This is a genomic window from Actinosynnema sp. NPDC050801 (assembly GCF_040673975.1).
Lineage (GTDB): Bacteria > Actinomycetota > Actinomycetes > Mycobacteriales > Pseudonocardiaceae > Actinosynnema.
In genome coordinates, this window is record NZ_JBFAQZ010000015.1 from 107,318 (window position 1) to 128,012 (window position 20,695).

Consider the following 20,695-nt stretch of genomic DNA (forward strand, 5'->3'; position numbering starts at 1 on the left):
CGCCCCGGTGCTTCAGGGCTGCGCCAAGTATACGTAGCACCGTTGACGTCAGACGTCATACGAGTTAGGTTTCTGAACGCTGTCGCGCCGAGCGCGTAGATCGCCCGGCCGCCGTCTGGGAAGTGAGCAGCAATGAAGCAGCGCGCACTGTGGTCGGCTGCCTTGGTCCTGGGTCTGGCGGTGGCATCCGGCTGCGGAAGCGCCGCGGGTCCGGGATCCTCCGGCAGCTCGGGCGACAAGCTGGTGGTCTGGGACTGGAAGTCCGGCGACGCGAACGTGGCCGCCTACCTCGACAAGGCGAAGGCCGACTTCGCGAAGGGCCACCCGGACACCGAGGTCGAGTTCGTGGCCCAGCCGTTCGACCAGTACTACACGCTGCTCGGGGCGGCGATCCAGGCCGGCAAGGGGCCGGACGTCATGCTCTTCAACGGCGGCGGTCAGCTGCGCGACCGGGTCGACGCGCTGGTGCCGCTGGACACCTACGTCGCCGAGGACAAGCAGCGCCTGGCCGGCTGGGAGGCGTTCACCAAGGACGGGAAGACCTACGCCGCGCCCGTGACGCTGCAAGGCCACCCGCTCTACTACAACAAGGCGTTGTACGAGCAGGCGGGACTGGACCCCGAGTCGCCTGCCAAGACGTGGGACGACTTCGTGGAGGACTGCGGCGCGATCGCCGGCAAGACGGGCGCCAAGTGCTTCGGCGTGGGCAACAAGGAAGGAATCGGGATCCAGTTCTTCCTGTCCAGCATCGGTGCGGCGGTGCTCACGCCGCAGGAGTACGACGCCTGGATCGCCGGGAAGCGGGACTGGTCCTCGCCGAACGTGAAGCGCGTCTTCGAGCTGTGGAAGCAGGTCGACGACGCCGGCCTGAACAACGACGGGATCAACTCGACCGCGATGTTCAACGACGCGTTCGCGGTCTTCCAGTCGGGCAAGGCCGCGCACATCATCGGCCTGATGTCCGACATCGGGCACTGGAAGGACTTCGGCGAGTTCCTCGACCCGGGCGACGTCGGCGTCATGGCGGCGCCGGTGGTCAACCCCGCGGCGACGCCGAGCCTTCCCTTCGACGGCGGCATCGGTTTCGGGGTCGCGAAGTGGACCAAGGACCCGAAGCTCGCCGCCGACCTGGTGCGGTCGTTGACGTCGTCCGAGGCGTTGAAGGCGTTCTACGCCGACGCGGGCGCCATCACGTCCGACACGACCATCGACGTCTCCGCCGGCGGCCCGTCCGTCGGCACGATCCTCGCGGGGATCGAGTCCGGGAAGCCTGCCCTGCACGTCGCCCTGTCCAGCAAGACGATCGACCTGATGGGTCGCCTCTCGCAGCAGCTGCTCAGCGGCTCGATCACCGCGGACGAGGCCGTGGCGCAGCTGGCCGAGTCCGACAAGGCGAGTTGATTCGTGCCGCCCGGGGGTTCCCCGTCCTCGGTCCGCCCGGCAGTGGTCGGGCGGACCGGCGGGGCAGTGGTCGCGGAAGCGGGCCGGCGACCGGTGAGGCCGATCCGACGGCGCAACCGTCGTGGGTCGAGGGCTGAGCGTTTGGCGCCGTTCGTGCTGTTGGCGCCGGCGGTGTTGATCATTGTGGTGTTGCGGTTGTGGCCGTTGGTGTTGGGGGTGAACTTCTCGTTCACCGGTGACGGTGTCCGTAACGGCATGTGGGTCGGTCTGGCCAACTACGTGACACTGTTCGGTGATCCGTTGTTCCGGACGGCGTTGCGCAACGTGGGTTTGTTGGTGTTGTTGCTCCCTGTGGCGGTGGCGATCCCCGGTCTTCTCGCCACGTTCGTGTATCTGCGGGTGCCGGGGCATCGGGTGTACCGGGGTGTGTACTTCTTCCCGGCGGTGTTGTCGCCGGTGATCGTCGGTGCGATCTTCAACCTGCTGCTGGCCTACGACGGCCCGGTCAACACGGTGCTCGGTGCGGTGGGGTTGGGTCCGGTGGACTGGTTGGGCGATCCGGACGTGGCGATCTTCGCGGTGGTCGGTGTGCACGTCTGGGCCACGTTCGGGATGGCGCTGGTCGTCTTCCTGGCCGGGTTCTCCACCCTGGACCCCTCGCTGTTGGACGCGGCCAGGGTTGATGGCGCATCCCTTGTGCAGAGCGTGTGGCACGTGATCATCCCGAGCCTGTCCCGCACGATCCAGTTCGTGTTCGTCACCACGATGATCGGCATGTTGACGTCGATGTTCGGCCTGCTGTTCGTGATGACCAACGGTGGACCGGAGGCGTCGACCTACCTGCCTGAGTACTACATCTGGGTGCAGCAGGGGCAGTTCAACCAGCCGGCGCTCGCGTCCGCGGCGTCGACCGCGTTGTTCCTGATCATGCTCGTGGTGGGGCTGGCCCAGATCGCCGTCCTGCGCCGCGCGGGCAGGGAGACGTGATGGCCGGCCGCCGGTTGGCGAAGTGGGTCGTCGCGGTGCCGATGGCCGCGCTCGCGCTGGCGACGGTCTACCCGCTGGTGTTCACCGGCAACGTCGCGATGAAGACCCGCCGCGAGTACGTCCTCGACCGGTTCTCGCTGTCGGGTTCGCTGCGGTGGGACAACATCGCGGCGGCGTGGACGAGCGTGGGCATGTCCCGGTACTTCGTGAACTCGGTGATCGTGGTGACGTGCTCGGTGGCGTTGCTGCTGCTGTTCGGGTCGATGGCCGGTTTCGCGCTCGCCCGACTGCGCTTCCGCGGTTCCTCGGTGCTCTTCCTGGGTGTCCTCGCCGCGCTGTTCATCCCCTTCCAGGTCATCATGGTCCCGCTCACCCGGGTCATGGCCGACGCGGGACTCGTCGACACCTACCCGGGGCTCGTCCTCGCGTACGTGGCGCAGTTCCTGCCGTTCACCATCTTCCTGATGACCAGCTACTACTCGACCGTGCCGCCGGAGATCGTGGACGCGGCGCGCATCGACGGGAACACGCTGTACGGCGTGTACTGGAGGATCATGCTTCCGATGGGTGCCCCGGCACTCCTCTCGGTCGGTGTGCTCAACGCTCTGTTCTGTTGGAACGACGTGCTCATCTCCCTGCTGATGATGCCGTCGGCGGCCAATCGCACGCTCATGGTCGGGGTCACCTCGTTGCGGGGGCAGTACTCGGATGACATCCCCGTGTTCGCCTCCGGCGTGCTGATCGCCGCGGTACCCGTCCTCGTCGTCTACCTGTTCCTGCAGCGCCAGATCGCCGAAGGCGTCACCGCGGGGGCCACGAAGGGCTGACATGCGCATCACTGGTTACCGGACCCTCACCACCGTCCAGGACTGGGGTCGGCCGATCGGCGACGCCAACGGCGTCTTCGCCGACGGCGTCATCCGGGTGCCGATTGTCCTCGTCGAGACCGACGTGGGCATCACCGGCGTCGGACTCGGCTCACACGTGGAGATCGCCTCGATCTTCGCCGCCCTGGAGGGCGAGGACCCGCGCGGCGTCACCGCTCTCTACGACCGGATGCTGCGCCAGACGTTCAAGGCCGGCCACGCCGGTACGGTGTTCGGCACGATCGGCGCCTTGGACACCGCGTTGTGGGACATCAAGGCACAGGCCGCCGGCGAACCGCTGTGGCGGCTGCTCGGCGGCCGCGACCGCCGCGTCCCCGCCTACGCCTCCGGTGTGGACATCGGGCTGGGCGACGACGAACTCGTGGCGCTGTACGAGACCTACGCCGACCGCGGACTGCGGGTGGCCAAGATCAAGGGCGGTCTCGACGTCGACCGGGACCGGGACCGCCTCATGCTGGTGCGCGACGTGCTCAGCAACGCCGGTCGCGGCACACGCCCGGGTCTGATGCTCGACGTCAACGAGGCGTTGACCCGCAAGCAGGCGGTGCGGCACGTCGGCGAGCTCGAACGGACGCTCGACCTGATCTGGATCGAGGAGCCGGTCCGGCGGTGGGACGCGGAAGGGCACGCGGCCGTCAGCCGCGGCATCCGCGCCTCGGTCGCCAGCGGGGAGAACCTCACCGGGCTCGACCAGTACCGCCCGCTGATCTCGACGGGTGCGATCGACATCGTCCAGGCGGCCGCCGGCTGGGGCGTCACGCACTTCCTGCGGGTCTCCGCCTTCGCGCACGCCCACGACCTGCCCGTCAGCCCCATCGGCAACTCGCCGGTCGGCCTGCTGCACGCCGCGACGTCGGTGCCGAACCACTTGGTGAGCGAGCTGCAGGACTTGCGGCCGCCGTCGGGCATCTCGATCGACCTGCACGTCGAGGACGGGGCGTTCATCCTGGGCGACAGCCCGGGGCTCGGCGTCCGCGTCGACGAACAGGCGATCGCCGCGTCCCAGGGCCTGGTCACCCTCCCGGTGTCCGAGGGTCCCCACGTCCGGCCGGAACGCGCGGGGCAGCGCCTGCTGGCCGTGGTGCAGGGAGCCCCGACGGTGCCCGAACAGCTGCACCCCCTGCGGTCCTGATCGACGGACGTCGACTCGCGCTGACAACGATGTCCGGTGGATCGCCCTTCCCTTGTGAATACGTCATTCGTATGATGAACTGATCACGGCCTTGTATCCGGCAGGGGTCGGCTGGTCGTCAGACGTCATCCCGACGCTCGAACCGGCGTTCGCGCGAAGCCTTTCGGTTCTCGCCGCCGCGCGGTTCGCGGACCGGAAGCCGTCGACGGCAACGCCGTGGTCCGGCCGGTGAGGCAACCCGAGGAGTCCGACGTGGACCGCTTGCAACGTTATGGGATGGTCACCCGGTTGCGCCCGGAGCGGCGTGAGGAATACCTCCGGCTGCACGCCGCGGTCTGGCCGTCCGTCGAGCGGATGCTGCTCGACGCCAACATCCGCAACTTCAGCATCTTCCTGCACGGCGACCTGCTCTTCGGCTACTACGAGTACGTCGGCGAGGACCACGACGCCGACCAGGCCCGCATCGCCGCCGATCCGGAGTCGCAGCGCTGGTGGGCCTTGACCGACCCCTGCCAGGAGTCGCCCACCGCACCGGACTCCGCTGTCCGCTGGGAGCCGATGCGGGAGGTGTGGCACCTGACCCCCGGCACCGCCGTGCCGGGTCCGGCAGGCGGGCCACCGCTTCCCCGTTAGGCGCCGCTCGACGCGAGGCGTCCCGCCGGACACGACCCCCGCCGCGGCCGTGGGTCCGGCTGGACGCCCGCGTCACCACGAAGTGCCATCCGACACCTCGACCGGGCGTCGCACCACACTCCAAGTCAGGAGGTCTCCTTGTTCGCGTCCTCGTCCTCTGCGGTGCGAAGGCCGGTGTCGGCCGGCGTCGCCGCTGTGGTGTTGACCGCCACCGCCGCGGCGGTGGTCCTCGCTCCTACCGCATCCGCCGCCACCACGACCCTCTACGCCTCGCCCTCCGGTACGGGCACCAGCTGTACCGCCGCCCAGCCGTGTTCGCTGCCCGCCGCCCAGACCGCGGTGCGGTCGCAGAACAGCAGCATGTCCGGTGACATCGTCGTGCAGTTGGCCGACGGGGTGTACCGGCTCTCCCAGCCGCTGCGGCTGACCGCGGCGGACTCCGGCAACAACGGTTACCGCGTGCAGTGGCAGGCGGCCCCGTCCGCGCGCCCCGTCATCAGCGGCGCCCGCGCCGTCACCGGCTGGTCGGTCGTCGACGCCGGGAAGAACATCTGGCGGGCCAACGTCCCCACCGGGGCCGACTCCCGCCAGCTGTACGTCAACGGCGCGGTCGCGACCCGGGCCCGCACGCAGGTGAACCGCGCCGACTTCACGTTCACCAGCACGGGCATGAGGTTCTCCAACTCCGCGCTGAACTACCTGAACAACCTGGGCAACCAGAGCCGGGTCGAGGTGGAGAGCGTCAACTCGTTCACCGACCGGTACTCGCCGGTGCAGAGCATCAGCGGGAACTTCCTCACCATGCAGCAGCCCGCGTGGAACAACAACACCTTCGGGTACGACACGCTCAGCCAGCCGCACCGGGCCGGGCCCTTCTACCTGGCCAACGCCTACGAGTTCCTGGACTCGCCGGGGGAGTGGTACCTCAACCCCGGGACGGGCGCGTTGTCCTACATCCCGCTGGCCGGACAGAACATGAGCACCGTCAGCGTCGAGCTGCCGGTGTTGCAGTCGCTGGTGGACGTCGGCGGCACCTATGACGCGCCGGCGCACCACATCTCGTTCAGCGGCATCACGTTCACCGGCACCACCTGGCTCGGCCCCAGCAGCAACCAGGGGTACGCCGACCAGCAGACCGGCGCCTACATGGCGGGCAACTGGAACTGGCCGGCCGACCGGCTGACCTCCTGCCAGAACGGCTGCACCCAGTTCGAGGCGGCGCGACCGCACTGGAACCAGATGCCCGCCGCCGTGCAGGTCTCGGCCGCCAACAACATCACCTTCAGCGAGTCCCAGTTCGTCAACCTGGGACAGACGGCCATCGGCATCGGCAACGACGCGAACGCCCACGCCAGCGGTGTCGGCCTCGGCGCGAGCAACATCACGGTCACGCGGTCCGAGATCGCCCGCAGCTCGGCGGGCGGCGTCGTGGTCGGCGGCGTGCGCGCCGACGCCCACCACCCGAGCGACCAGCGGATGGTCAACCGGGACATCACCGTCAGCTACAACCGCATCCACGACCTCGGCATCGAGTACCGGGGCAACGTCTCGGTGCTCAACACCTACGTCAGCACCGCCACCGTGGCCCACAACGAGGTCTACAACATGCCCTACTCCGGCATGTCGATCGGCTACGGCTGGGGCGCCAACGACGCCGGCGGCAACAACAACTACGCCAACCGCGGCCTGTACAACTACCAGCCGCGCTACACGACGGCCACCACGGCGTCCAACAACCGGCTCATCAACAACTACGTCCACGACGTCATGCAGCAGATGAACGACGGCGGGTGCATCTACACGCTGTCGTGGAACCCCGGCGCCTCGATCAGCGGGAACCACTGCCAGCGGACCAACGGCTACTTCGGGGTCTACTTCGACGAGGGCTCGAAGTACTACTCCGTCACGGGCAACGTCTTCAACAACACCGGCACGTGGGCCACCGCCAACTACTGGGGCGGCGAGAACATGGGCAACTGGACGGTCACCAACAACTGGTCGACCAACAGCAGCACGAACGTGACCAACGGCGACCGCGGCAACGTGGTGTCCGGCAACACGGTGGTCAGCAACAACAACTGGCCGTCCGGCGCGCAGGCCGTGATGGCCAACGCCGGTCCGGGTGGCGGCGGCACCACCGGTCCGCAGAACGCCATGCTCGTGGGCACCCAGTCGAACCGCTGCGCCGAGGTCGCCGCCGGGAGCGCCAACGGCGCACAGGCCCGGCTCTGGGACTGCGGCGGCGCCACCAACCAGCGGTGGACCTACACCGCGGGCAAGCAGCTGATGGTGAACGGCAACAAGTGCCTGGACGCCAGCGGCGCCGGGACCGCGAACGGCACCGCGGCGATCATCTGGGACTGCCACGGCGGCACGAACCAGCAGTGGAACGTGAACGCCAACGGCACCATCACCGGGGTGCAGTCCGGGCTGTGCCTGGACGCCAGCGGCAACGGGACCGCGAACGGCACCCTGCTGCACCTCTGGTCGTGCCACGGCGGCACGAACCAGCAGTGGAGCGTGCGCAACTGACCACCGCGCGCGGAGGCCGGTTCGCCGGCCTCCGCGCTGGTCATGCGCCTCTCGCTGCGCCATGTGAGCGCTAACCACAATGACGACCTTGACTCTCCTCGTGGCCCACAGCACACTCAATCACGCAGATCACCGATCCAGAGCCGCTGCATGTGAGCGTGAACAAGCCGGACCGGTGCTCGGCGGAGCGCCCTCTCGACGATGAGCAGGAGGCACCGTGGGTGGAGTCCGAACGTCATCCTGGCGCAGAGCGGGCGTGGTGCTCGCCGCCGCGGCGTTGCTGGCCACGACCTTCTCGTCGGGATCGGAGGAGCCGGCGATGGCCTGGGACAACGGGGTCGCCACGACTCCGCCGTTGGGTTGGAACAGTTACGACTCGTTCAACTGGAGTGTCACCGAGGCGCAGGTCAAGGCGAATGCCGACTACATGCGGGACAACCTCAAGCAGCACGGTTGGCAGTACGTGGTCATCGACTGGGCCTGGTACTACCCGGGTCGGCACACGGGGAGTCCGAACCAGGACGCCAACTTCCAGCCCCGTCTGCGTACCGATGCCAACGGCCTGCTGTTGCCCGACACCACCCGGTTCCCGTCCGCTGCGGGCACGAACGGGTTCAAGCCGTTGGCGGACTACGTCCACGCGGCCGGTCTGAAGTTCGGGGTGCACCTGATGCGCGGCGTCCCGCGGCAGGTGGTCGCGGACAACCTGCCGGTGGCGGGCACGAATTGCCGGGCCGGCGAGATCGAGAACAACACGACCGCGGCCTGGTTGAACCTCAACTGGGGCCTGGACATGGCCAACCCGTGCGCCCAGGCCTACCTGGACGCCCAGTTCAAGCAGCTCGCCGCGTGGGGTGTGGACTACGTCAAGGTCGACGACATCGCCGCGCCCACCTATCGGCAGGCCGAGATCGAGGGCTACAAGCTCGCGATCCAGCGCAGCGGCCGACCCATGGTGCTCAGCCTCTCGCCAGGGCCGACGTCGACCGACAACGGCACGCACGTCGCGAACAACGCCAACATGTGGCGGGTGGTCAACGACCTGTGGGACAACTGGGGATCGGTCGACGCCCTGTTCGAGCGACTGCACGCGTGGACGCCGCACCGCAGGCCCGGCGCATGGCCCGACCCGGACATGATCCCGATCGGCCGGTTGTCCCAGAACGGCCCGGTCGGCTCGCCGCGCTACTCCAACCTGACGCCGGACGAGCAGCGCACCCTGATGACCCTGTGGTCCATCACCCGCTCGCCGATGATGTGGGGCGGTGACCTGACCCAGAACCGCGCGTCGGAACTGGCGCTGATGAACAACGCCGCCGTGCTGGCGGTCGACCAGCACAGCACCGACAACCGGCAGCTCTTCAGCGGCACGCACACCGCGTGGACCGCGAACGTGCCGGGCGGCAACGACAAGTACGTCGCGCTGTTCAACCGGGGCGGTGGCGCGTCGACCGTGTCGGCCTCGCTCGCCGAGCTCGGGATCGGCTCCGCCACGGTGGTCGACCTGTGGTCGGGCGCGAACCTCGGCACGGTCAGCGGCACCCTGTCCCGCTCGCTGCCGGCGCACGGCTCCGGCCTCTACCGCCTGACCCCGCAGACCACCGTGCCGGTGCCCACCGCGGAGACCCTCACCGCGCGGCACAGCGGCAAGGTCGCCGACGTGTTCAACGCCTCGACGTCCGACGGCGCCAACGTGGTCCAGTGGGCCGCGAACGGCCAGGCCAACCAGCGCTGGCGGGTCCGCGACGTCGGCGGCGGCCACCACCAGGTCGTCAACGTCGGCAGCGGGATGTGCCTGGACGTCTACGGCGGCACGTCGGCCACCGGCGACGGGGTCCGGGTCGTGCAGTGGACGTGCAACTCGGGCACGAACCAGCGCTGGCGCTTCGAGGACGCGGGCAGCGGGTACGTGCGGCTGGTGGCGCAGCACAGCGGCAAGTGCCTGACCGTGTCGAACGCCGCGACCGCCGACGGCACCCAGCTCGTCCAGTGGACCTGCAACAACGGCACCAACCAGCACTGGCGGCGGCAGGGTGCCTAGCCACCGGTGGCCAGGGCCGCCCCGTCGTTCCTCCGAGGAGGAGCGACGGGGCGGCCCCGGCGTCTCAACCGTTGCTTTAGCGCGGTTTTAGCGCCTACGGTCGGCAACAGTCGAAGCGATTCGAAACCCGTCCCACCCGAACGCCGTCCCCGCCGAACCCCGCCCCACCCGGTGGATCCCGCCTCGGCGATGCCGCCGGCGGCGATCCGCTCGCCATTCCACGCACGCGGCGCGTCCGCGTGCGCGCCCGTCGCCGCTCTCCCTGCCCTCCCACATCGTCGTAGGAGTGAAGATGCAGCCCTTATCCGGTTCCCCCAAGGGGTCCGTGAAGCGTTGGTGGCGTTCGCGGGCGGCGGTGCGCGCGCGGGTCGTCATGGCGCTCGCCCTCCTGCCCACGGCGTTGCTGACGTGGTCGGCACCGGTGACCGCGTTGGCGGCGGGCACGGGGCCGTGCGACATCTACGCCTCGGGCGGCACGCCCTGCGTGGCCGCGCACAGCACGACGCGGGCGCTCTACGGCTCGTACGCCGGCAGCCTCTACCAGGTCAGGCGTTCGTCGGACAATACGACCAGGGACATCGGCCTGCTGGCCGCCGGGGGCACCGCCAACGCGGCGACCCAGGACTCGTTCTGCGCCGGCACCACCTGCGTCATCACGGTCGTCTACGACCAGTCCGGCCGGGGCAACGACCTGTGGTACCAGGGCTCGTCGGTGGTTCCCGGGTCGCCCCAGAGCAGGCCCGCGGTCGCGACGTCGGAGTCGCTGGCCGTCGGCGGCAGCAAGGCCTACTCGCTCTACATCAACCCCGGCAACAGCTACTGGCGTGACGGCCACCTGACCGGCGTGCCGACCGGCGCCGCGCCGGAAGGCATGTACATGGTGACCAGCGGCACGCACGTCAACAGCGGCTGCTGCTTCGACTACGGCAACAGCGAGACGACCCGGAAGGCCGACGCGGCCGGTGCCATGGACGCGATCAACTTCAGCACGCAGTGCTGGTTCGGCGGGTGCTCCGGAACCGGTCCGTGGGTCCAGGCGGACCTGGAGTGGGGCCTGTTCCCCGGCGGCAGCCAGTCGTGGAACCCGAACCAGCGCGCGTTCACCAGCAAGTTCGTCACCGCGATGCTGAAGAACAACGGGACCACGCGGTTCGCGCTCAAGGGCAGCGACGCGCAGGTCGGCAACCTGACCACGCTGTGGGACGGCCCGCTGCCCAACGGGTACAGCCCGATGAAGAAGCAGGGTGCCATCATCCTGGGAAGCGGCGGTGACTGCTGCAAGCCCGACGGCGGCGCGAACCTCAGCGCCGGGACCTTCTACGAAGGGGCCATGGTCGCGGGCTACCCGTCCGACGCGACCGAGAACGCCGTGCAGGCCAACGTCATCGCGGCCGGGTACACCACCGGCGGCGGCCAGACCCCCAACGGTGCGGTGCGCGCGGTGGGCGCGGGGAAGTGCCTCGACGTGCCGAACGGGACGGCGGGCACGCAGGCCCGGATCTGGGACTGCCAGGGCGGTCCCGGCCAGACCTGGGCCCGGACGTCCTCGGGTCAGTTGACCGTGTACACCGGCTCCGCCCAGATGTGCCTCGACGCCTACGGCCAAGGGACGAGCGCGGGCACGAGGGCGGTCCTCTGGTCGTGCAACGGCCAGGCCAACCAGCGCTGGAACGTCAACACCAACGGCACGATCACCGGCGCGCAGTCCGGCCTGTGCCTGGACGTGTCCGGGGCGTCCACGGCCAACGGGGCGCAGGTGCAGCTGTGGACCTGCAACGGCGGCTCCAACCAGCAGTGGGGCGTCAGCTGACACCCACGACGAGTGTTCGTGACTCGACAGCGGTCCGGCACGCCGTGCCGGACCGCGGCTCAACCCGAGGAGTACAAGTGCGACAACGCCTCAGCAGACTCGCCGCGCGTGCCGCGGCCCTGACCACCGCCGCGCTGACCGCCGCCGCGCTGCTGCCGGCCGGTCCGGCCGTCGCGGAGTCCAACGGTGGTGTGCGGGTCATGCCCCTGGGCGACTCGATCACCGAGGGGACGCAGGTGCCCGGCGGTTACCGGATCGGGCTGTGGCAGCGGTTCGGGTCGGGCAACTACCGGGTCGACTTCGTCGGGTCGCAGTTCAACGGTCCCGGCTCGCTCGGCGACCACGACCACCAGGGCCACCCGGGCTGGCGCATCGACCAGATCGACGCGAACGTCGTCAACTGGCTCAGGAACACGACCCCGCGCACGGTGCTGCTGCACATCGGCACCAACGACATCCTGCAGAACTACAACGTGGCGAACGCGCCCGCCCGCCTGTCGGCGCTCGTCGACCGCATCACGGCGACCGTGCCGAACGCCGACGTGTTCGTCGCGACGATCATCCCGCTGGCCAACTCCGGTCAGGCGGCGGCAGCCCGGAACTTCAACGCCACGATCCCCGGCATGGTGCAGAGCAAGGTCAACGCGGGCAAGCGGGTGCGCCTGGTGGACATGCACTCCGCGCTGACCACGGCCGACCTGATCGACGGCGTGCACCCGACCGCGACCGGTTACGACAAGATGGCCGCGAGGTGGTACGCCGCGCTGCGCGCCGTTCCGGGGAGCATCGGGGACCCCGTCGCCACGCAGGGCAGGCAGATCGTCGGCGTGCCCTCGGGCCGTTGCCTCGACGTGCCGGGTTCGTCGACGACCAACGGCACGCAGATCCAGCTGTGGGACTGCCACGGCCAACCCAACCAGTCGTGGACGCACAACGCCGGCAGGCAGCTGGTCGTCCAGGGCACCAAGTGCCTGGACGCCTACGGCCGGGGCACGACCAACGGCACGCAGGTGGTGATCTGGGACTGCCACGGTGACACCAACCAGCAGTGGAACGTCAACGGCAACGGCACGATCACCAACGTGCAGTCCGGGCTGTGCCTCGACGCGCACAACCTGGGCACCGCCAACGGCACCAAGCTGGTCCTGTGGTCCTGCACCGGGCAGCCCAACCAGCAGTGGATCCAGCGCACCCCGGCCTGACCGCGGGAACCGGCGGGCGTCCACCGGGTGTTCGACGGCGATTCGAAGAATCGCCGATCCCGGTGGGCGCTTGCCCGGAGGTATTCGACAGAAATCGACCAGTCATTTCCACGAATTCGACTCGAAATTCTCTCCTGTCATTCGATGTTGACAGTCGCGAAAAGCGGTGCGTAGCGTTTCTCGTGCGTTGACCGCCGAATTTCGAAGAGAAAGGTGGACCTTCGTGCTCAAAAGGTTCATGGTAATCGTGCTGGCCGCCGCCGCACTGGTGCTGCCCACGACCGGCACCGCCCAGGCGGCCGGTAGCTGCGAAGACTTCCACTCCATCACCATGGGCAAGTACTGGGTCAACAACAACGTGTGGGGCCAGAACTCGGGCCAGGGGTGGCAGTGCGTGTGGGACGTGTCGTCCGGCGGCTCGATCTCGTGGGGCACGAGTTGGGACTGGAGCGGCGGCCCGGGGCAGGTGAAGTCCTACGCCAGTTCGGTCCTGGGCTGGCACTGGGGCACCAAGCTGTCGGGCACCGGCCTGCCGGTCCGCTTGTCGGACAACAGGTCGGTGAACACGGGCGCGAGCTACACGGTCCGGCAGAACACGGCGAACGTCATGAACGTCGCCTACGACCTGTGGCTGCACCCGACGTCCAACCCCGGCACGGCCAACCCGTCGGACGAGATCATGATCTGGACCTACCGCGCCGGCGGCGCCGGGCCGGTCGGCACGCGGCAGGCCACCGTGTCGATCGCCGGGGCCACCTGGGACCTGTACCGGGGCAACATCGGCTGGGAGGTGTACTCGTTCATCCGGACGAGCAACACCAACTCGGCGACGTTCAACCTGCGCGACTTCACGTCGCACCTGTCCGGCCGCGGCTGGTTGAGCAACCAGAAGTACCTGACCAGCGTGCAGCACGGCACGGAGGTCTTCAGCGGGAACGGGCAGTTGGACGTGCACTCGTACTACGCCAACGTCGGCTGACCACACCGGACGCGGCGCGGCGGTTCCTGTGCCGCCGCGCCGCGCCCGGTCGTCACGTCGTGACGTCGGCGACCCGTTCCCGGTACTCGAACCAGTCGAAGGCCGCACTGCCCTCGGTGGCGTACATGCCGATCACCCGGCCGGTGAAGCCGCTCGCGACCTCGGTGGACAGGTAGCGCCCGTCCAGCTCGGCCAGCAGGTCGTTGCCGAGGTGGAACGCGATCGTGTCGGGCCCGGTGGCCGCGATGCCGAGGTGGACGTCGTGCGCACCGGTCGCCGAGGGCGGCAGCAGGTCCTCGGTCCGGGTCGTCACGGTGAGCACGACCGGGCCGGTCGGCACCGCACGCCGGGCCACGGCGTGCCGCAGCGGACCGATCCGCGCGATGACCTCCACCTGCCCGTCGCACACCTCCAGGTCGTAGTGGTGCGCCTCGTCGAGTCGCACGGAGACCCCGGCGCGCGCCGACCCGGGATCCAGCCGCACCTCCACGTGGCACTCCGGGTGCTGCTGCCGCCGCCCGACGAAGGTGCACCCGGAGGCGTCCAGCGTCGACCCGGTCGCGTGCAGGGTGAGCCACCCCGGCCGCTCGGCCAGCGACCACGAGGTGTCCGGCCGGCTGCGCGGCGAGATCCACTCGGGACCGAGCGCCGGCGCGTCGAAGTCGTCACGCGCGAGTGGGAGCTCCCAGGGGTGCCACGCGCGCGGCGCCTCCGCCCGCAGCTCCACGGTGCCGATGCTCGGCCAACCGTCGACCCACTCGACCCGGACCAGGAACGTCTCCCGGCCCAGGACGTGGAAGCCGGGGCTGAAGCCGCGGGGACGGGTGGCCAGCAGCACCATCCACCAGTCGCCCTCCGGGGTGGTCACCAGGTCGGCGTGCCCGGTGCTCTGGACGGGGTGGTCGGTGCCGCGGTGGGTCAGGATCGGGTTGACCGGTGCGGGTTCGAACGGACCGCGTGGCGACCGGGCCCGTGCCATCGCGACCGTGTGGCCGCGCTCGGTGCCGCCCTCGGCGATCATGAGGTACCACCAGTCGCCGATGCGGTACAGGTGCGGCGCCTCCGGCCACTGCAGGCCGGTGCCGGACCAGACCGTCAGCGGTCCTTCGAGGACCTCGCCCGTCCCGGGGTCGATGCGGGCCACCCCGACACCGTGGAAGGCGGCCCAGCAGTTGCCCTCGTCGTCCCAGGCCAGGTCGGGGTCGATGCCCGGCAGGTCCACCCACACCGGGTCGGACCAGGGGCCTTCCGGCCGCTCGGCGGTGACGATGAAGTTGCCGCCGGTGGAGACGTTCGTGGTGATCAGCCAGAAGCGGCCGTCGTGGTGGCGGATGGTCGGGGCGTAGATGCCCCGCGAGGGGTGCGAGTCCGGCGGCAGCGGCAGCTGTTCGGGCCGGTCGAGCACGTTGCCGATCTGCCGCCAGTGCACCAGGTCGCGGCTGTGGAAGATGGGCACGCCGGGGAAGTACTCGAAACTGGAGCAGACGAGGTAGTAGTCGTCGCCGACTCGGCACACGCTCGGGTCGGGGTGGAAGCCCGCGATGATCGGGTTGTCGTACGACCGCGGCAAACCCGCCTCCTGTGGGTGGGTCGAAGGGGATGGCCGGGACGGGCAGCCGCTCGCGACCGCGGTGGTCGCGAGCGACTGCCCGCCGTTCGAGCCGGTGTTCCTCGGTATCAGGGTGTGGTCAGGTCGAATTTACGCACCGTCACCGAGCCGCCCAAGGCCTGGGTGGCGTGGTTGAAGATGCCGAAGCGGTAGCCCATGAAGAACTGCCAGGCGTTGTTCAGCGTGAACGCCGGCCCGAGCGGCGTGAAGTTCGTGCCGTCGGTGCTGTAGGAGAAGCGGGCCTGCCGGTTCGAACCGGGTTGGATGTCGGCGTTGATCCGCAGCCAGATCCGGCCGCCGCTGATGCCCGCGCTCGCGGCCTCGGTACCGGTGCTCGTGGTGCGCCAACTGCCGTCCATTGCCAGTCCGTTGGTCATCACGACCCGGGACTGGCCGTTCTCGCGCTTGACGCCGATCCACGCCGACGACTGGCGCAGCATCGCCAGACCCGACCGGTCACCGTCCCGCATGGTGCTGTAGTCCAGCTCGATGGTGGCGGTGGAGGTCGGCCCCTGGATGCGGTGGGTCAGGGTGTTGCGGGCGGCGTAGAGGTCGTTCGTGACCGTGGCCGTCTGCAACGTCAGCCCGTTGTTCACCGAGTACTTGGAGGTGTCCGGGTCGTGGTTCCACTCCCACTGCGGGCCGAGTGCGGTGCCGGTGAAGGTGTCGGTGCCGGTGAGCGGTTTGACCGGGCGGGGCGGCAGCGGCGAGGGGTAGTTCACGCCCCACCTGCCGTTGACGGTCTGCAAGGTCGGCCAGCCGTCGGCGGTCCAGGTGATCGGTGCGAGCGCGGGCACCCGGCCGCCGGGGTAGGCGTCCACGAAGGACATGTAGTGCCAGTCGCCGTTCTGCGTCTGCACCAGGCCGCCCTGGTGCGGCACGCCGCCGCCGGGGATCGGGCCGGGCAGGTCGAGCAGGACCTGCCGCATCGTGTAGGGCCCGAACGGGTTGCTGGCCTTGAGGACGTACTGCCCGTTGGCGGGTCGGGTCAGCCAGATGTAGTAGCTGCCGTTGCGCTTGTAGAACCGCGCCCCTTCCAGGGTGCCGACGTTCTGCGGCGTCTGGAACACCTGCTGCGCGCGGACCTGGGTGCGCCCGTCGGCGGAGAGCTCGGCGACGCTGATGGTGCCGTTGCCGTAGGCAACGTACATCTTGTCGTTGTCGTCGATGAGCATGCCGGCGTCGTAGTAGCAGTTGTCGATCTGGGCGTGCCTGCTCCACTGCCCGTCGACGGCGGTCGCGGTGTAGATGTAGGTGTCGTTGAAGTCGATGCAACCGGCCCAGTAGTAGGTGCGGTTGCTCGCCCGGTACTGCAGGGTCGACGCCCAGATGCCGTTGACGTAGGCCCGCTGCCCGTTGGTCAGGTCGTACTTGGTGCCGAAGTCGAGGGACGGCACCGAGTGACCGGCGAACTCCCAGTTCACCAGGTCGTAGGACCGCAGGATCGGCGCGCCGGGGGAGTAGTGCATCGTGGACGCGGTCATGTAGTACGCGTCACCGACCCGGATGACCTCCACGTCGGCGAAGTCCTGCCACACAACCGGGTTGGTGTACTGGCCACCCGGCGCCGGCGTGGTCGTCGTCGTGGTGGGGTTGCCGCTCCCGACGGGGACCAGCTGCCACTGCTGGTTCGTGCCGCCCCAGTCGCTGTACTGGACGATGTTGGCGCCGTCGGCCGTGGAGGAGCTCTGCACCTCGACGGCCTTGTTGCTGTTGCGGTTGATCAACCGCACGTGTCCGTTGTCGGAGTCGGCGAGGCGGAACTGCTGGTTGGTGCCGTTGCCGTCGGCCCACTGCACGATGCTCGCGCCGTCGGCGGTGGAGAAGTTGTAGACGTCGAGCACCTTGCCGGAGTGGCGCGACTTGAGGCGGTAGTAGCCGCCGCCGGAGTCGACGAACTGCCACTGCTGGTTGGTGCCGTCGTTGCGGGTCCACTGGGTGATGCGACCGCCGTCGTTGGTGGCGCGGTTGTAGAGGTCCAGCGCCTTGCCGCTGTTGCGGTTCACCAGCACGTACCACGCGTTGGTGTCGACGGTCGCCGCAGAGCTGGTCGCCGATCCGAAGACGACCATCACACCGCCGAGCACGACGGCGGCCACCACCGCGGCCGTCCGCGCCACCAGGCCACGTCTCCGCGCGAGGCGCCGCGGGGGTTGATCGGGGGCAGACATGTCAGCTCCTTACCCGCCCTTCGGGGCGGAGTGCGGCCCGGCGCCCCGCACGGGTGCGCGGGGCGCCGGGTTCGGTCAGCAGGGCGAGTTGGTCTGGGTCAGCAGACCCATGCGGTAGGGCAGCTGGCTGTAGTCGCCGCCCGCGTTCGGATCCAGCCCCTGGTAGAGGAACTGGAGCTTGCACGGGCTGATCGGCAACGTCTGGTCGTTGCCCGACCTCAGCAGCTCGCCGTGACTGATGTCCCTCGTCCACCTCCCACCGGGGAAGGTGGAGTTGGCGATGCCGGCGAACGGGTTGGACTCGCTCGTCGCGTGCGGGGTCCAGGGACCCTCGATGCGGTTGGACGTGAAGGACTTGTAGTAGCGGCCGTTGGCGCCGATGGCCTCCTGGAGCAGCAGGTACTGGTTGCCGCTGCCGACCTTGTAGACGGCGGAGCCCTCGAACAGGTTGTTGCGGTTGGAGTCCTGCAACGCGATCACGGTGTTGCCGAACCCGTTGGGGAAGTTCCCCACGCTGGTCTGGGCGCGGTAGATGTGGCCGTTGTCGTCACTGGAGAACAGGTGGCAGTTGACCGCGTCGCAGATCACCCAGAAGTCGAGCCAGTGGCCGTTGCCGATGTTGTTCCGCACGATGTCGGGCATGGCGGACATGAAGTTGCGCGGTGCGGACCAGGAGCGCGGGTTGCTCGGGTCGCTGCTGGTCGAGTAGCTCGGCAGGCCGGTCTGGTAGACCAGGTACCAGAGGTTCTGCGGTGCGAAGTAGAACAGGTGCGGCGCCGCCTTGTAGCCCGGGCCCACGGCCGAGGCGGTGTCGAGGAACGTGTGCGTGGCGTTCGCCGCCTGCGGCCAGTCCGGGAACGCGAAGTGCACCAGGCTCCAGCCGCCCGAGCGGCTGGCGGTGGTGGCGTAGACCTGCCACTGGTTGTTGTGCCGCACCACCGTGTAGTCCTTGATGGACACGATGTTGTGGCTCGCGTCCGACTTCGGCCCGGCCAGCACACCGCTGGAGTCCCACCGGAACGACGACGGGAGGCCCGTGCCCGGGTTGTTGTCCGTGGTGGTGGTGGTCGAAGGCGTGCCGACGCGGACGAGCTGCCACTGCTGGTTGTTGCCGCCCGTGTCGCCGTACTGGACGGCGTTGCCGCCGTCCGCGGTCGAGGAGCCCTGCACCTCCACTGCCTTGTTGCTGTGCCGGGCGATCAACCTGACGTGACCGCCGTCGGAGTCGGCCAGCCGGAACTGCTGGTTGGTGCCGCCGTGGTCGGTCCACTGCTGGATCGCGACGCCGTCGGCGGTCGACGAGTTCGGCACGTCCAGGACCTTGCCCGAATGACGCGACTTCACCCGGTAGTAACCACCACCGGAGTCCGTGAACTGCCACTGCTGGTTGGTGCCGTCGTTGCGGGTCCACTGGGCGATGCGGCCGCCATCCGCGGTCGACCGGCCGTACACGTCCAACGCCTTGCCGCTGTTGCGGTTCACCAGCACGTACCACGCGCTCGGGTCGACCGTGGCCGCCGACGCGGGTGTCACGCCCAGCGCCACCACGAGGCCGCCGAGCAGCACCGTGACGACCGCGGCGGCGACACCGGCCACGCGCCGGCGGTGTCTGCCGCTTCTCGGGACTGTGAGGGGTGGGTGTTCGCCTGACTCGGCCATGGGTGTGCTCCTCGTCGTCGAGGGTGCGGCGAACGGCGGGGACGGGGTTCCCGCCGTTCGCCGCGGTGCTGTATCAGCCCATCCGGACGAGCTGCCACTGCTGGTTGTTGCCGCCCGTGTCGCTGTACTGGACGATGTTGGCGCCGTCGGCCGTGGAGGAGCCCTGTACCTCGACGGCCTTGTTGCTGTTGCGGTTGATCAGCCTGACGTAGCCGCCCGACTCGACCGCGCGGAACTGCTGGTTGGTGCCGCTGTGGTCGGCCCACTGCTGGATCGCGGCGCCGTCGGCGGTCGACGAGTTGGGCACGTCGAGGACCTTGCCGGAGTGGCGGGACTTGACCCGGTAGTAGCCACCACCGGAGTCCGTGAACTGCCACTGCTGGTTGGTGCCGTCGTTGCGGGTCCACTGGGCGATGCGGCCGCCATCCGCGGTCGACCGGCCGTACACGTCCAACGCCTTGCCGCTGTTGCGGTTCACCAGCACGTACCACGCCGTCGGGTCGATGACGCCGGGCTGGGGGATGGAGCCGCCGTTGAGCGCGTTGAGGACCGCCGTGTAGGCGGGCTTCTTGTTGCCCGAGCCGTCGAACAGCAGCGGGGTGCCCGAGGCGCGCCACGAGTCGGTGTCCCGGATGCCCCACACGGTGATGCCGGTGCAACGGGTGACCGCGAGGCAGGCCTTGACGACGCGTTCGTAGTTCGCCGCCTGCGCGGAGCCGGAGCCCTCGATGTCCAGTTCGGTGATCTGGACGTCGACGCCGAGGTTGGCGAAGTTCTGGAGCGTCGTCTGGTAGTTGCCGGGCACCGGGCTCTGGGCGTTGAAGTGGGACTGCAGGCCGACGCAGTCGATCGGCACGCCGCGGGACCGGAAGTCCTGGACCAACCGGTAGACGGCCTGGGTCTTGGCGTGCGTCCAGTCGTCGGTGTTGTAGTCGTTGTAGCAGAGCTTCGCGTTCGGGTCGGCGGCGCGGGCGGCGCGGAACGCCGCCTCGATCCAGTCGTTGCCCGTGCGCTGGAGGTTCGAGTCACGACGCGCGCCGGAGCTGCCGTCCTGGAACGCCTCGTTCACCACGTCCCACGCGTAGATCTTGCCGGCGTAGTAGGAGGCGACCTTGGTGACGTGGTTGAGCATGGCGGAGCGCAGGGCGCTGCCGGACATGTTCTCCATCCAGCGCGGCTGCTGGGAGTGCCAGGCGAGGGTGTGCCCCCGCACGCGCTTGCCCTGGGACCGGGCGAGGTTGACGATGCGGTCGGCGTTGCCGTAGCTGAACTGGTTCTGGTTCGGCTCGGTGGCGTCGATCTTCATCTCGTTCTCGGCGGTGACCATGTCGAACTCCCGCTGCAGGAGTCCGGAGTAGGTCGAGTCGCCGAGTCTGCCCGCGGCCACCGCCGTGCCGAAGTACCGGCCCTTCTCCGCCGCCGCGGCGGCCAACGTCGCGCCCGCCGCCTGGGCGGAGCCGGTGAACGCCGCCGTCAACGTGGTGGCGATCAGTCCTGCGACGAGCAGCAACGCCGTTGTTCTCGACCGACGCGAGAGCGTCGGTCGAATGACCGCTCGTATCGAATGTTCCATCACATGTCCTTCGGATCGAACACCGCAGGCTCTGGTGCCTGCGGTGGCAGGGGGGACACCGTCGATGTCCGCACGAGCC

General features: G+C 69.1%; 14 protein-coding genes. 10 read left to right on the forward strand and 4 right to left on the reverse strand.

All coding sequences use genetic code 11. The features are described from left to right. Nucleotides 1-132 precede the first annotated feature (132 nt). From AB0K14_RS28780 to AB0K14_RS28825, 10 genes are all read left to right on the forward strand, one after another. Nucleotides 133-1,401: an extracellular solute-binding protein gene (locus AB0K14_RS28780; RefSeq protein WP_360466366.1), complete on the forward strand. Its 1,269-nt coding sequence runs from the start codon at nucleotides 133-135 to the stop codon at nucleotides 1,399-1,401. A 171-nt stretch (nucleotides 1,402-1,572) separates the two neighbouring features. Then, nucleotides 1,573-2,388, forward strand: a complete 816-nt coding sequence (locus tag AB0K14_RS28785) for a sugar ABC transporter permease (protein ID WP_364339260.1) — start codon at nucleotides 1,573-1,575, stop codon at nucleotides 2,386-2,388. Then, nucleotides 2,388-3,215 carry a carbohydrate ABC transporter permease gene (locus tag AB0K14_RS28790; RefSeq protein WP_360466392.1) on the forward strand — a complete coding sequence of 276 codons (828 nt, stop codon included), beginning with the start codon at nucleotides 2,388-2,390 and terminating at the stop codon, nucleotides 3,213-3,215. The genes AB0K14_RS28785 and AB0K14_RS28790 overlap by 1 nt, the downstream gene beginning before the upstream one ends. A 1-nt stretch (nucleotide 3,216) precedes the next feature. Next, the gene (locus AB0K14_RS28795) at nucleotides 3,217-4,407 is read left to right on the forward strand and encodes a mandelate racemase/muconate lactonizing enzyme family protein (RefSeq protein WP_360466395.1); all 1,191 of its coding nucleotides are present in this window, start codon (nucleotides 3,217-3,219) and stop codon (nucleotides 4,405-4,407) included. Between the two features lie 252 nt (nucleotides 4,408-4,659). Continuing rightward, nucleotides 4,660-5,040 carry an L-rhamnose mutarotase gene (locus AB0K14_RS28800; protein WP_360466398.1) on the forward strand — a complete coding sequence of 127 codons (381 nt, stop codon included), beginning with the start codon at nucleotides 4,660-4,662 and terminating at the stop codon, nucleotides 5,038-5,040. 174 nt (nucleotides 5,041-5,214) lie between these two features. Next, on the forward strand, nucleotides 5,215-7,572 hold the full coding sequence (locus tag AB0K14_RS28805; protein WP_360466401.1) for an RICIN domain-containing protein: 2,358 nt from the start codon (nucleotides 5,215-5,217) through the stop codon (nucleotides 7,570-7,572). A gap of 217 nt (nucleotides 7,573-7,789) precedes the next feature. Continuing rightward, entirely contained in the window at nucleotides 7,790-9,613 is a 1,824-nt protein-coding gene (locus AB0K14_RS28810) for an alpha-galactosidase (RefSeq protein ID WP_360466404.1), read from the forward strand. Between the two features lie 373 nt (nucleotides 9,614-9,986). After that, the gene (locus tag AB0K14_RS28815) at nucleotides 9,987-11,423 is read left to right on the forward strand and encodes an arabinofuranosidase catalytic domain-containing protein (protein ID WP_364339319.1); all 1,437 of its coding nucleotides are present in this window, start codon (nucleotides 9,987-9,989) and stop codon (nucleotides 11,421-11,423) included. 77 nt (nucleotides 11,424-11,500) lie between these two features. Continuing rightward, entirely contained in the window at nucleotides 11,501-12,625 is a 1,125-nt protein-coding gene (locus AB0K14_RS28820) for a ricin-type beta-trefoil lectin domain protein (protein ID WP_360466409.1), read from the forward strand. 238 nt (nucleotides 12,626-12,863) lie between these two features. Next, entirely contained in the window at nucleotides 12,864-13,604 is a 741-nt protein-coding gene (locus tag AB0K14_RS28825; protein ID WP_364339265.1) for a hypothetical protein, read from the forward strand. A 52-nt stretch (nucleotides 13,605-13,656) separates the two neighbouring features. Here AB0K14_RS28825 and AB0K14_RS28830 read toward each other — a convergent pair whose 3' ends face one another. The 4 genes from AB0K14_RS28830 to AB0K14_RS28845 form a co-directional block, all read right to left on the reverse strand. Then, complete coding sequence (locus AB0K14_RS28830) at nucleotides 13,657-15,174, reverse strand: glycoside hydrolase family 43 protein (RefSeq protein WP_360466695.1); 1,518 nt, start codon at nucleotides 15,172-15,174, stop codon at nucleotides 13,657-13,659. A gap of 107 nt (nucleotides 15,175-15,281) precedes the next feature. After that, entirely contained in the window at nucleotides 15,282-17,384 is a 2,103-nt protein-coding gene (locus AB0K14_RS28835; RefSeq protein ID WP_360466692.1) for a family 43 glycosylhydrolase, read from the reverse strand. A 75-nt stretch (nucleotides 17,385-17,459) separates the two neighbouring features. Next, a complete protein-coding gene (locus tag AB0K14_RS28840) occupies nucleotides 17,460-18,980 on the reverse strand; it encodes a non-reducing end alpha-L-arabinofuranosidase family hydrolase (protein WP_364339269.1) in 1,521 nt (506 codons plus the stop codon). A gap of 136 nt (nucleotides 18,981-19,116) precedes the next feature. Further along, nucleotides 19,117-20,553: an endo-1,4-beta-xylanase gene (locus tag AB0K14_RS28845; protein WP_364339272.1), complete on the reverse strand. Its 1,437-nt coding sequence runs from the start codon at nucleotides 20,551-20,553 to the stop codon at nucleotides 19,117-19,119. Nucleotides 20,554-20,695: the final 142 nt, after the last annotated feature.

Excerpts from the sequence above, each read along its gene's own strand:
- AB0K14_RS28780 (WP_360466366.1), top strand. The coding sequence starts at position 133 with ATGAAGCAGCGCGCACTGTGGTCGGCTGCCTTGGTCCTGGGTCTGGCG.
- AB0K14_RS28790 (WP_360466392.1), top strand. The coding sequence starts at position 2,388 with ATGGCCGGCCGCCGGTTGGCGAAGTGGGTCGTCGCGGTGCCGATGGCC.
- AB0K14_RS28795 (WP_360466395.1), top strand. The coding sequence starts at position 3,217 with ATGCGCATCACTGGTTACCGGACCCTCACCACCGTCCAGGACTGGGGT.
- AB0K14_RS28815 (WP_364339319.1), top strand. The coding sequence starts at position 9,987 with ATGGCGCTCGCCCTCCTGCCCACGGCGTTGCTGACGTGGTCGGCACCG.
- AB0K14_RS28825 (WP_364339265.1), top strand. The coding sequence starts at position 12,864 with ATGGTAATCGTGCTGGCCGCCGCCGCACTGGTGCTGCCCACGACCGGC.
- AB0K14_RS28835 (WP_360466692.1), bottom strand. The coding sequence starts at position 17,384 with ATGTCTGCCCCCGATCAACCCCCGCGGCGCCTCGCGCGGAGACGTGGC.